General features: G+C 44.0%; 13 protein-coding genes. 8 read left to right on the top strand and 5 right to left on the bottom strand.

Annotation, left to right across the window (positions count from 1 at the left end):
• Positions 1-57: 57 nt before the first annotated feature.
• The 4 genes from WS40_RS09480 to purB all read right to left on the bottom strand — a co-directional run bounded on the left by WS40_RS09480 (position 58) and on the right by purB (position 4,766).
• Positions 58-1,323 carry an O-acetylhomoserine aminocarboxypropyltransferase/cysteine synthase family protein gene (locus tag WS40_RS09480; RefSeq protein ID WP_046441837.1) on the bottom strand — a complete coding sequence of 422 codons (1,266 nt, stop codon included), beginning with the start codon at positions 1,321-1,323 and terminating at the stop codon, positions 58-60.
• 117 nt (positions 1,324-1,440) lie between these two features.
• A complete protein-coding gene (locus WS40_RS09475; protein WP_046441835.1) occupies positions 1,441-2,544 on the bottom strand; it encodes a hypothetical protein in 1,104 nt (367 codons plus the stop codon).
• A gap of 36 nt (positions 2,545-2,580) precedes the next feature.
• The gene (locus tag WS40_RS09470; protein WP_022288726.1) at positions 2,581-3,198 is read right to left on the bottom strand and encodes a hypothetical protein; all 618 of its coding nucleotides are present in this window, start codon (positions 3,196-3,198) and stop codon (positions 2,581-2,583) included.
• Between the two features lie 131 nt (positions 3,199-3,329).
• Complete coding sequence (gene purB / locus WS40_RS09465) at positions 3,330-4,766, bottom strand: adenylosuccinate lyase (RefSeq protein ID WP_046441833.1); 1,437 nt, start codon at positions 4,764-4,766, stop codon at positions 3,330-3,332.
• Between the two features lie 291 nt (positions 4,767-5,057).
• Here purB and rplU point away from each other — a divergent pair, with 291 nt between their 5' ends.
• From rplU to WS40_RS09425, 8 genes are all read left to right on the top strand, one after another.
• On the top strand, positions 5,058-5,369 hold the full coding sequence (rplU, locus tag WS40_RS09460; protein WP_022288731.1) for a 50S ribosomal protein L21: 312 nt from the start codon (positions 5,058-5,060) through the stop codon (positions 5,367-5,369).
• On the top strand, positions 5,369-5,689 hold the full coding sequence (locus tag WS40_RS09455; protein WP_046441831.1) for a ribosomal-processing cysteine protease Prp: 321 nt from the start codon (positions 5,369-5,371) through the stop codon (positions 5,687-5,689). Before rplU ends, WS40_RS09455 begins: the two co-directional genes overlap by 1 nt.
• A gap of 35 nt (positions 5,690-5,724) precedes the next feature.
• Entirely contained in the window at positions 5,725-6,006 is a 282-nt protein-coding gene (gene rpmA / locus WS40_RS09450; protein ID WP_022288733.1) for a 50S ribosomal protein L27, read from the top strand.
• A gap of 97 nt (positions 6,007-6,103) precedes the next feature.
• Positions 6,104-7,381 carry a GTPase ObgE gene (gene obgE, locus WS40_RS09445; RefSeq protein WP_046441829.1) on the top strand — a complete coding sequence of 426 codons (1,278 nt, stop codon included), beginning with the start codon at positions 6,104-6,106 and terminating at the stop codon, positions 7,379-7,381.
• A gap of 29 nt (positions 7,382-7,410) precedes the next feature.
• Complete coding sequence (locus tag WS40_RS09440; RefSeq protein WP_046441827.1) at positions 7,411-7,800, top strand: Mini-ribonuclease 3; 390 nt, start codon at positions 7,411-7,413, stop codon at positions 7,798-7,800.
• A gap of 23 nt (positions 7,801-7,823) precedes the next feature.
• The gene (locus WS40_RS09435) at positions 7,824-8,567 is read left to right on the top strand and encodes a YebC/PmpR family DNA-binding transcriptional regulator (protein ID WP_038672277.1); all 744 of its coding nucleotides are present in this window, start codon (positions 7,824-7,826) and stop codon (positions 8,565-8,567) included.
• 235 nt (positions 8,568-8,802) lie between these two features.
• Positions 8,803-9,336, top strand: a complete 534-nt coding sequence (locus WS40_RS09430) for a type III toxin-antitoxin system ToxN/AbiQ family toxin (RefSeq protein ID WP_046441826.1) — start codon at positions 8,803-8,805, stop codon at positions 9,334-9,336.
• 254 nt (positions 9,337-9,590) lie between these two features.
• Positions 9,591-10,901, top strand: a complete 1,311-nt coding sequence (locus WS40_RS09425) for a WG repeat-containing protein (protein ID WP_325208514.1) — start codon at positions 9,591-9,593, stop codon at positions 10,899-10,901.
• 139 nt (positions 10,902-11,040) lie between these two features.
• On the opposite strand, the gene WS40_RS09420 is transcribed toward WS40_RS09425, so the two are convergent.
• Positions 11,041-12,477: an LCP family protein gene (locus WS40_RS09420; protein ID WP_046441824.1), complete on the bottom strand. Its 1,437-nt coding sequence runs from the start codon at positions 12,475-12,477 to the stop codon at positions 11,041-11,043.
• Positions 12,478-12,623 lie beyond the last annotated feature (146 nt).

Below are 12,623 nucleotides of genomic sequence, written 5' to 3'. Positions count from 1 at the left end.
CTTTTCTCAACTTTGTTCATTTTGCCTATTGATTTTTCTTAGCAGGTTTCTATTTTATCAGATAGCCGCAAAGCCCTGTTTCAGATCGTCTATGATATCCTCGACATTTTCAAGACCTACGGAAAGTCTTATCATTCCGCCGTTTATGCCTGCGGCAACGAGCTGTTCGTCTGAAAGCTGTCTGTGTGTTGCGGAGGCTGGGTGGAGGATACAAGTACGGATATCGGCAACGTGAACTTCGTTGGAAGCAAGCTTAAGGCTGTCCATGAACTTTGCCGCTGTATCTCTTCCGCCCTTGATAACGAACGAGATAACGCCTGCTGTGCCAAGAGGGAGATACTTTTCAGCAAGCTTATGGTACTTATCGCTTTCAAGTCCAGGATATGCAACGGACTCTACCTTGTCATTGCTTTCGAGGAATTTTGCCACTGTGAGCGCATTCTCGCAATACTGCTTCATTCTTACAGGGAGAGTTTCAAGTCCCAGATTGAGCAGGAACGAGGAATTTGCAGCAGGATAGCAGCCGAAATCTCTCATAAGCTGCATTCTTGCTTTTACTATGTAAGGTGCAAAAGAATATTTCTCAGTGTAGATAGTGCCGTGATAGCTTTCGTCAGGCTCGGTCATGCAAGGGAACTTTCCGCCCGTCCAATCGAACTTGCCGCTGTCAACGATAACGCCGCCAACCTGAACTGCGTGGCCGTCCATATACTTTGATGTAGAATGGATAACGATATCTGCGCCCCACTCGATAGGTCTGCAAAGGTATGGAGTAGCGAAAGTATTATCAACGATAAGAGGAACGCCATTCTTATGGGCGATATTTGCAAAACGCTCGATATCGAAAACTGTCAGCGCAGGGTTTGCGATAGTTTCACCGAAAACAAGCTTTGTATTATCCTTGAATGCCGCCTGTATCTCTTCATCTGTAGCGTCGGGGTCAACATAGATACACTCTATGCCAAGTCTTTTCATTGTTATGCTGAAAAGGTTTATGGTGCCGCCATAGATAGAAGTGGAAGCTATAAAGCTGTCCCCTGCCTGACAGATGTTCAGGATAGAGCAAAGTGTGGCAGCCTGTCCGCTTGATGTACACATTGCGGCTGCACCGCCCTCGAGAGCGGCTATCTTCTTCTCAACTGCGTCTGTGGTAGGGTTTTCAAAGCGTGAGTAGATAAGGCTCTTGGTGGGGTCGTCAAAGACCTCGGCTATCTCTCTTGATGAGTCATAGACATAGGTTGTACTTTGTACGATAGGCACTACTCTCGGCTCTCCGTTTTTAGGCGTATAGCCCTCGTGTAAACATTGTGTTTCGATCTTCAATCAAATCAAATCCTTTCAATGCGGTAACGACCGCAAAATTTTTACCAATATAAAAAGCTTTTCAAAAAGCGTTTAAAACAGCAGCCTCCTAAGACCGCCTCAACATTATAAATGCGTTTATTCTGCATAGCGAAAACTCATAGCTGAATCGAAAATATCTTCTCCCATTGAAACATACTTTAGTGGTATCACCACATTATATTGTATATATTCGCTGTCAGAAAACTCGTATATACCCTGAACGTTCACACTTTGATCCTCACCCAGAGCCGCAATAACACAGCCACGCTTGCCATTGCCAAGGTCAAGTCCCCGATAATCAAGCCAAACATTATCATCAGAGCTGATATCAGCCGACTTTGCATACATATCTAGCATATCATCGACCGTGGTCTTGTCAAGCCGCTGATAATAAGACAATGACAGATTTAACCCGTCATATTTTTCGTCCACTTTGCCGTCAATAAGATTTGCATAGACAATCTTCACATCTCTCGTGCCGTCAAAATCATCTGTGGTTATCTCATGCTTTTCCAACTTTGCGGCAGAAAATCCACCTATCTCAGGCAACTCTAAAGCGGCAGAAAAATCTGAAAGCTCTATGGTCAAACCGTTTTCAATATCATAACGGTCTGTATCCACCGACCCTCCGTTAAGCATATCATAAACATAGCTGTCTATGACCATGTAAACGCCACCCGTGGTGATATTCGCAGAAATACCATTTTCGTCAACGAAACTTTCGAGTTTCGTGAACGTGCTATCCTCGTCAAACTGCATTATAACTGCACTGGCTTTCTGCTCGTCGCTTATTTTGTCGCTAAACTCAAAACGAATGACCCCACCACCGAAATCAGCGTCAGTATACTTGACAGGTATACTAAGGAGCGGCTCGTCAGAATTTATCATTGCGTTTATACCATAATAATCAGAAAGCATTGCCTCTGCACCAAAATTGCCCTCTACGGTGCATTTGGCTGTATATGGTATTTCGCTAAGGTCACAAACAAGCTCAGGGTCACGAATTATTTCCACCTGCGAACTGTCATCCGTCTGCGAACTTTCCTCCACACCGTTGGGCGTATCTGACACCGCTTCCGCAGTAGTAGTATCTTTCGTTTCTGAAACGCTGTCTGCGGCTTCCTCAACAGGTCCGCAGGCGCAAAGTGACACTGACAGCAATACCGCCAGCAGTACGGCTTTTTTTCTGCTATTTTTCATATTAAGTTTCTCCCTATTTTTTTTATTTTGTTTACCTTACAAGTCCTTGAAGTCCACCCTTGCCCCTGTCAAAGCGCTTTCCATTATTATTCTTGCGCACTCTGAAAGTGAAACTGCGCTTTTGCAGGTCATCATGGCTTTTTGTATGCAAAGTCCGAAAACTATGTGAAGCTCTCCCCTGCCTGCTGACTTCTGCGCTATAGGCAGAAGCGGTTGCCAAAGAAGCTTTATATAGCTTTGGACAGTTTCACCTGTGGTGCAATTTCTTATTTTGCCAAAGCTTGCGCCCCCTGCGTTCGCCGCAGTGTAGCGGAGCATTTCCCCAACGTCCGTAAAAGGCTCGTTATATTTTTTAAGCACTCCTGCGGTAAAAGACCACACTGAGTAGTTATTGCCCACAAGCTTTTCGTCAATGATATCGCCGTAGAAATACTTTCTGCCTGACTTATCAGTGAACACCGTGAAAACGTCCTCCTCTTGAACTCCCTCTGTCATGAAAAGCTTTCTCACGTCCTGCTGGCAGGAATAGCCTGCAAGAGAACCTATACAGCACAAAAGGGATTGAGGATGAACGTAGCCCTCAGGGCTTCTCATGGCTCTGAGAAGTCTGTCAAAAATCTCAAAGGCACTGCTTTTATATTGTTCAAGTTCCATTTTTATCACCGTTTCTCACATTTTCTCCCCTTTTTGGCTTTTCTTCATGATGTTTATCAGATAAAATTCAGGGGCTTGACGATCTGAAAAGACCTATCAGCCCGCTGAAAAATATTTTTTATCCTTTGATATTATACGTTTATTTCTGCAACATCGTCAGACACGCCGTTTGCTTCGACAACAGGCTTTACGCAATTTTCGATAAACTCGTCCACCTGCTGTGGGCATCTGCCGATAAAGTTTTCAGGCTTCATTATCTTATCCATTTCTTCCTTTGTTATCATGAACATAGGGTCGTTGAGGATAAGCTCGCAGAGGTTATTGTCAAGTCCCTCTTTCTTAACTCTTGCACCTGCTACCATTGAATATTCTCTTATTCTTTCGTGAAGTTCCTGTCTGTTTCCGCCCTTTTCTACAGCATCCATCATAATGTTCTCGGTAGCCATGAAAGGAAGCTCTGCCATAACTCTTCTTCTGATGATCTTGTCATATACTACCAAGCCGTTGTCAGGATCTGTAACATTGAGCATGATATTGAGTATAGCGTCAACACCCAGGAAAGCTTCGGCAACGGAAATTCTCTTGTTTGCAGAGTCGTCGAGAGTTCTCTCAAACCACTGTGTACCTGCTGTGAATGCAGGGTTGAGAACGTCGCAGATAACGTATCTGGCAAGTGATGTTATTCTCTCGTCTCTCATTGGATTTCTCTTATATGCCATAGCGGAAGAGCCTATCTGATTTTTCTCGAACGGCTCTTCGATCTCCTTGAATGACTGCAAAATTCTTATGTCATTAGAGAACTTCATAGCAGACTGAGCGATACCGGCGAGAACCGAGCATACCTGATAGTCCATTTTTCTTGAATAGGTCTGACCTGAAACAGGAACAACAGCGTCAAAGCCCATTTCCTCGGCTATCATCTTTTCAAGCTCTTTTACCTTATCAGTATCACCGTGGAAAAGCTCCATAAATGATGCCTGAGTGCCGGTAGTACCCTTTGAGCCAAGGAGCTTGAGGTTAGCAAGTCTGAAATCCAGATCTTCAAGATCCATAAGAAGCTCGTTGCACCAAAGAGTAGCTCTTTTGCCCACTGTTGTGAGCTGTGCAGGCTGGAGGTGAGTATAAGCAAGGCAAGGCATAGCCTTATACTTATCGGCAAACTTTGCAAGCTGGTCGATAACCTTGACAAGCTTTCTCTTTACGACCTTAAGTGCATCTCTCATGATGATAACGTCTGTGTTATCGCCTACATAGCATGAAGTTGCGCCAAGGTGAATGATACCTGCTGCCTTTGGACAAACAAGGCCATAAGCATAAACGTGTGACATAACGTCATGACGAACAAGCTTTTCACGCTCAGCGGCAGCGGCATAATCTATATTATCAATGTTAGCTTCAAGCTCGTCTACCTGCTCCTGAGTAACATTAAGACCGAGCTTCATTTCAGCACGGGCAAGGGCTACCCACAGCTTTCTCCAAGTAGTAAACTTCTTGTCAGCAGAGAAAATAAACTGCATTTCCTTGCTTGCATATCTGGTACAAAACGGGCTTTCATAAGAATTTGTCATTGTTCTTCGACCTCTTTCGTAATATTATATAATGTATACACATTTATTATAGCATATTTTTTGCGAGTTTACAATAGGTTTAAGGAGAAATGTTTACAGCAGGACAACAATGGATAGGAAAGGAGCTTTTAAAAGTTAAATTTCTGTAAATTTTCAAGCAGAAATAGAGCTGTGCTTGACTTTTGGGGGCGGATATGTTATGATATTAAAGCCGCATATTCACGGTCATAAGTGTTTGTATTTGCAGACCACCGTGCGTAGCGAGTTTATTTAAAGGTAGGTGCATTCGTAATGTACGCAGTAATTGAAACAGGCGGAAAGCAGTATCAGGTTAAGCCTGGTGATGAGGTTTTCGTAGAAAAGCTGGACGTAAACGCTGAGGACGCTGTTACTTTCGATAAGGTAATGGTAGTTGGCGCTGACGACGGTATCAAGGTTGGCGCTCCATATGTTGACGGCGCTTCCGTAACAGCTAAGGTCATCAAGAACGGCAAGTCCAAGAAGGTGACTGTATTCACTTACAAGCCAAAGAAGGGCGAAAAGACCAAGATCGGTCACAGACAGCCTTACACTAAGGTTATGATCGAAGCTATCAACGCATAATGATCTGTGCTGATTTTTTCAGAAATGAGCATGACAGACTTGTGGGATTTCGTATAACGGGTCACGCAGGTTATGCAGATTATGGCGAGGACGTATGCTGTGCAAGCGTATCGTCTGCTGTAATGTTGACGGCTAACACTGTCACTGAGGCTTTTAAGATAAAGGCTGAAGTCGCAGTGGAAGAAAACGAAATAATATTAAGGCTTGAAAATGACAGCTCAGAGGAGGGGGACAAGCTGCTTTTAGGGCTTCTCACTCATTTGTATTTTCTAGCTGAGGAATTTTCAGGCAGGATCAAAGTCACGGTCAGAGATAACTGATCGGACGGATTACATTTTATGGAGGTGTAATTTAGATGATTAAGATTTCAATGCAGTTTTTCGCTCATAAAAAGGGAATGGGTTCTACAAAGAACGGACGTGATTCTGAGTCAAAGAGACTTGGCGTAAAGAGAGCTGACGGTCAGTTCGTACTGGCTGGTAACATCCTCGTTCGTCAGAGAGGTACTCACATTCACCCAGGCGAGAACGTTAAGAAGGGTTCTGACGATACTCTGTTCGCAACAAGCGACGGTGTTGTAAGATTTGAAAGACTCGGTAGAGACCGCAAGAAGGTTTCGGTTTATCCCAAGGCTTAATTTTGTAACATATGACCCTGAGCCTTAGGCTTGGGGTCTTTTGTTGGTTAATGACAACTAAATTTACGCATAATATCATTTATAAGGAGGTTTGATCATGTTTGTCGATCAGGCGAAGATCTATATAAAAGCCGGTGACGGCGGCGATGGTGCAGTTTCATTCCACCGTGAGAAATACGTTGCGGCAGGCGGTCCGGACGGCGGTGACGGCGGTAAGGGCGGAGATATTGTTTTCGTTGTTGACGACAATATCTCAAACCTTATAGATTTCAGATATAAGAGAAAATATGTTGCCGAAAAGGGACAGAACGGCGGCGGCAAAAACTGCTCAGGCAGGAATGCTCCCGACCTTGTGGTGAAAGTTCCTAGAGGCACTGTTGTTAAAGAGATAAAGAGCGGCAGGATACTTGCCGACCTTTCTACCGACGAGCCTGCTGTTATCGCTCACGGAGGCAAGGGTGGGCGTGGAAACGCTCATTTTGCCACTTCCACAAGGCAGATACCGAAGTTTGCAAAGCCGGGTTTCCGTGGTGACGAATATGAGGTAATGCTTGAACTCAAGCTTATTGCAGACGTAGGACTTGTGGGCTTCCCGAACGTGGGTAAATCCACACTTATCTCTGTTGTATCAGCGGCAAAGCCAAAGATAGCCAACTACCACTTCACTACCCTGACGCCTGTGCTTGGTGTTGTTAAGATAGAAGATGGAAAATCTTTTGTTATGGCAGATATTCCAGGTCTTATCGAGGGTGCGAGCGAGGGCGTCGGTCTTGGTCACGAATTTCTCAGACACGTTGAGAGGTGCAGACTTATCGTTCACGTTATCGACGTTTCAGGCAGCGAGGGCAGAGATCCTATCGAGGATTTCAAGGCGATAAATCACGAGCTTGAAAACTTCTCAATGGAGCTTGCGGAAGCTCCGCAGATAGTTGCCGCAAACAAGAGCGATATGGCTACCCCTGAGCAGGTAGAAAGACTGAGAAACTATGTTGAGGATCAGGGACTTCTCTTCTATGAGATCTCTGCCGCTACCACAAAGGGTACAAAAGAGCTTATGTATGGCGTATGGGAGCGACTTTCTGTTCTTCCGCCTGTTAAGCAGTTTGAAGCTCAGCCGCTCACTCAGGAGGAGCTTGACGATAAGCTCATCTCAAAGAAAGACTTCCGTGTTACTGTGGAGGACGGCGTTTATTTCGTGGAAGCAGATTGGCTTCTTGACATACTCAGGACGGCTAATATGGACGATTACTCCTCACTGCAGTATTTCCAGAACGTACTCAGGACCAGCGGCATAATCGACAAGCTGGAGGAAATGGGTATCGAAGAGGGCGACACTGTTTCTATATTCGACTTTGAGTTTGAATATCTCAGATAGGAGGGAGCGTCACGGGAAAGCTTTCTGATATGGACGCCATGCAATACTCCCCTCTGGCACTGGCTTTTATCGGGGACGGCGTTTACGAGATAAGGGTAAGAGAAAAGCTTATCCTTGAAGCTAATATGCCTGCGGACAAGCTGCACAAGCTCACTGTTGAGAGGGTGTGTGCGGAATATCAGGCAAAGGCTGTTCGCAAGTGGCTTGACGAGGGGCTGCTTAACGAACAGGAAATGGATATTTTCAAAAGGGGCAGAAATGCAAAGGGCATAAATGCTCCGAAACATTCCACTGTGGGGGAATACCGCATGGCGACAGGTTTGGAATGTCTTTTCGGTTTTTTATATCTCACGGGGCGTGAGGAACGTATAGGTGAACTGTTCGAGGCAGCATGGTCTGTGGGCAGCATCAATGAATAATATTACATCAAGGAGTGAATCAAATGTCAGGTCATTCAAAATGGGAAAACATTAAAAGAAAAAAGGGTGCAACAGACGCTGCAAGAGCTAAGATATTTACAAAGATAGGCAGAGAGATCGCTGTTGTAGTTAAGCAGGGCGGTGCTGATCCTGCAGGTAACGCAAAGCTGAGAGATCTTATCGCAAAGGCTAAGTCAAACAACGTGCCTAACGATAATATCGATAGAATTATCAAAAAGGCAGCAGGCGACGGCGACAAGAACAGCTACGAGTCAATGGTATACGAGGGCTACGGTCCAAGCGGTGTTGCTGTTATCGTTGAGTGCCTTACAGACAACAAGAACAGAACAGCAGGCGATATCCGTCACTTCTTCGACAAGTTCGGCGGAAACATGGGTACATCAGGCTGTGTATCTTTCATGTTCTCTGATGTTGGTACTGTTGTTATGGAGAACAATGGTGCTGACGAGGACAAGATAATGGAGGACTGCTTTGAGGCAGGCGCTGACGATTTCAACGTTGATGACGATGTTATCGAGATATCATGCGACCCTAATCAGGTTTCTTCTGTAAGAGAAGCTCTTGAGGGAATGGGTTACAAGGTACTTTCTGCTGAGGCTGAGAAAGTTCCTTCAAACTACACAACTATCGAAGACGAGGACGCTATCAAGAAGATGGGTCTGCTTCTTGAGCATCTTGAGGACGATGACGACGTTCAGAACGTTTACCACAACTGGGAGAATATGCCGGTTGAAGAGGAAGAATAATCAGGAAGATTTCTGACACTTTACTATTGACATTTACATATAATGTGGTATAATAGAATTAGAAAGATTTATTCTTTTAATAGGGGTTGCGAATCCGTCTAAAATCGCTTTAATAGAGGTCACAGAGCCTTTAAAAATACTGTTTTAATAGGGGTTGCGAATCCGTCTAAAATCGCTTTAATAGGTATTTAAAGGGTCAATTTGTTTTGACCCTTTATTTTTTGTATGGAGATGTATGAACGTGCAGAAGTGGAAAATAATAAACAAGGATTACCTTGACTATCTGAGAGAAAATTATGAGTCGAGGATACCAAGAACAGACTACGGAAATGATAAGCTGAAGCCGTTCTTTGGAGAGCTTATGCGTGTGGGTGACCTTGCATATGTGACGCAGGTATCTTCTGCAAAGCCAAGACACAATAAAATAAAGGCAAATATAGATTTTCAGAAAATAATACATAATGACGTGCTTATAGCTGTTGTAAATCTTAATTATATGTTCCCTGTGCCTGTGTCTGAAATGACAGACCTTGAATACGAAAAAATCGAGGAGTATGTTGATTTCAAAAATGATACTGCCAAAAGCAAATACATTGACCTTCTGAAAAGAGAAATGAAATATATCAAAGAACTTCCTCTTGAAAACAATGCACGCTCATTGTATGCTCTCAAATATGACAAGCCTGAACACGTAATATCAAAGCGTTGTTTTGATTTCAAAACATTGGAAAATGGTGCGCATAATTGGACGGAGAAGCTCATAAAATAATCATGCAGATATGGGGGACTGACGCTTGCAGGACGACAGTCCCTTTTAAGCTTTAAACGACGATTTTTCGGGGATTTTCGTGTTAAAATCGCTGAAAATCCTTGCAGCTTTGCGGTGCTGTTTGTAAGTTGTGCTATTGACATAAAAGGGGTTATAGTATATAATAATCGTATGTGTAGATATTGCCCTGAAAAGATAAAAAAATACAGATAATGGGTGATAAGGAAGAAGCAGAAAATGATAGGAGGAAACTTATGAACAAGATTTTTTGTTCTGCTCTGACAGCCGTTGTTGCAGGTGCTATGCTCACAGGCTGTGCCATGCCTTGGGAAAAGGGTGCTGATGACGACGTTGCCCCTGGTGGTTATTCCTATACGGCTGACTCAAATTCAGAACAGAAACAAGCTTATCGCTGGCTCATAGAGCCAACTATAAACGCCGATAATATCATTTCTTTTGACGGAAGTCAGGTCGACCCTAACAACGAAAAGAACACAGCTTATGCCAACTATTCTGTTATCAGACAGAATGGCAAATATGGCATTATAGACTACAGCGGAAACATGGTAGTGCCTGCGGAATATGACGATTACTACACCTGCTGGTGCGGAGAGGTCACGCTTTTCAATATTATAAATGAAAAGAATGATGAGTATGAGTATTGCAGTATCGACAGCTCAAATCAGGTAGTATACTATGCGGCGGAGCATCATGACAGCTCACCGAAATATTACTGGAACAGCAATGAGGAAAAGATCTATGTAAAGGACGCTGACGAAGAACAGGGCGAAGAATACACTGGCAAAAAGGCTGTTGTGGTATGTGAAGCTGACGTGAAAAAGTCTGACAATGGTTTTTATGACATTTCTCCTGTGAGCGAACCGCTTTACGGGCTTGCTAAAAAGGACAAGCTTATACTTGATATGCAGTACACTGATTTCTATGCCCCTGCATACAAAGGCGCAGGACTTACCTGCATCGCCTTTGAGAACGATAAAGGCAAGTGGGGATATGTTGGTTCTGACGGCAAGACTATAATCGACTTCAAGTGCGACGGTGACATGAGTGCCTATTGCGGAAAGGTGATAGATGACGAGATGGCAGTTCATCCTTATCTTTTCACTGACGATTATCTGCCGGTATCCATAGATTCATCATATGGTTATTATGACATAGACGGCAACTGTATCGTAAAGCCAGGCGAGTTCGATCAGGCAAGACCTGCTCACAACGGCAAGGCATGGGTAATGAAGTCTGGAAAATGGGGCGTTATAGCATTCGGTGACGCACCTGTGGAGGAGGACTCATCAGAGGAAGAGACCACCACAACTACGACCACCACAAGCTACATCACCACGACCACAACTTCAAAGACCACCACAACAACTTCGGTTTCAACTGAAACGAAAAAAGCAACTGAAACTACTCCATCTTTGACACAGCCAAGTGAAACCACTGAGGTGTCAACGAACACGGAAACTGCTACAGAAACAGTAACGGAGCCTGTTACGGAAACTGATCCGCCTGCTCCTGAGCCTGAGCCTGAACCGACACCTGAACAATAGTTAGAATATAGAAAGCCCTGCTTCGGCAGGGCTTTTCTTTGTATAAAAAAAATTATATTAAAAACGCACAAACCATGTAGGGGACAGCGCCCCTATATTTTTGCACATAAAAAGCCCTGCCGAAGCAGAGCTTTTATTTTTACTGGTTATATATCTCTTTCCTGAGAAGTGCTTTGCAGGCTTCAAAATCCACTTCGAGAATTGATTGACCGTCAGATGATGTGCCATATGAATAGGAATCATCATCAGGTATTCTCATGGACTTTATCTCGTAATTCATGGAGAATATCGCCTTATAGGTAAGAGCAAAAAGCTGTGTCTGGGACATATTGGTTGTAAGATGTGACATTGATGCTTTTGCGAACTTGTCTATAGTCAGCGGATCTGAGCCTTTCGCCTTTTCGATTATCTTTGTGATAACTGTTCTCTGGCGTTCTGTTCGCTGGAAATCTGCGTTGCCAACATATCTAAGTCTTGCATAGGCGAGTGCCTGATTGCCGTTTACATGGAGCTTCTTTCCGCCCTTATCAAGATAGTCTGTACCCTTTTTATTTCCAAGAAGCTTGTTTTGCTCTGCCATTGGAGGCTTCATGCCCTCGGCCTCTTCGTCGGAAATGTCAAGCTCGATACCGCCAACTGCGTCAACGATATCAACGAATGACAGAAAGTCGATATAAACATAATCGTCAACGGCAATATCAAAATTATACTCTATGGTATCCATAAGAAGCTCTGCACCGCCGTAAACATACGCTGCATTGAGCTTTGACCATGTGTCTATATCATTTCCGTCAGCGTCAATGCCCTTGATATTCACATACATATCACGCATGAAAGAGGTCATTGTTATCTCTTTTGTGGTGCTGTTAATGGAGAGAAGTATCATAGAGTCTGTTCTGCCACGCTCGTCAGCGTTTCTTGTATCAGAGCCTATAAGCAGGATATTTCGTACATCAGAGCTGTTCATGGAAGCATCTGTGTTCATTCGCTGACCTCTTTCCACCTTGTTCACCATGCCTATGTATCGCCATATAAGCACGTTCGCCAATATGAAAACCACCAAAAGTATGATGATAAGCACCTTGAAAAAGGTTTTTATAGGGTGTCTTTTTTTATTTTCCACTTTGTTTTTACCTTTTTTGTTCGTCTGACCATTACGGCTTTTATTGTTTTTGCCAAATTGCAGGTCATTATTTCGTCTTTGGGCTGAGGTCTTGTTGCTTTTTGCTGACTTGCCTGAACCTCTCTGCTTGCTTTGTCCGTTCTGTGGACGTGACGTTTGTCTGCTCTGTGTCTGCCGTCTTGGAGTGCTTTCTCTGTATGAGCCTGCGTAATCTGATGATGAACGGCTTCCCTGCCCGTATGGCTGAGCTGTACCCTGTGTACGATCATCAGGGTAGCCAGCGTCATAGTAATCGTCAAAGACGTTCACGCCCTCGTCTATTTGCTGAACACGCTGTCCGCCCGCACCGCTTATGCGGTTGAACTCGTCAAGCTGTCGCTGATATTCCTGTTCATAGTAGTCCTGAGGCTTATTATCGTTTGTGTAGTTTTGTTGTCTGTCTTTATTAGCCACCTGACTGCACCTCCGTTCATTTTTACAATACCAATATTATAGTACATATCAGGCTTATTGTCAATGACAGAAAAAAAGGCGGAGCTTTTTCTGACCCGCCCCCTGTCAAGTAGACAGCGCAAAAAACAAAAATATTCTATGTTGTG

Origin of the sequence: Ruminococcus sp. N15.MGS-57, assembly GCF_000980385.1 — a bacterium.
GTDB lineage: Bacteria > Bacillota > Clostridia > Oscillospirales > Ruminococcaceae > Hominimerdicola > Hominimerdicola aceti.
This window is presented reverse-complemented; position numbering and strand designations above follow the sequence as displayed.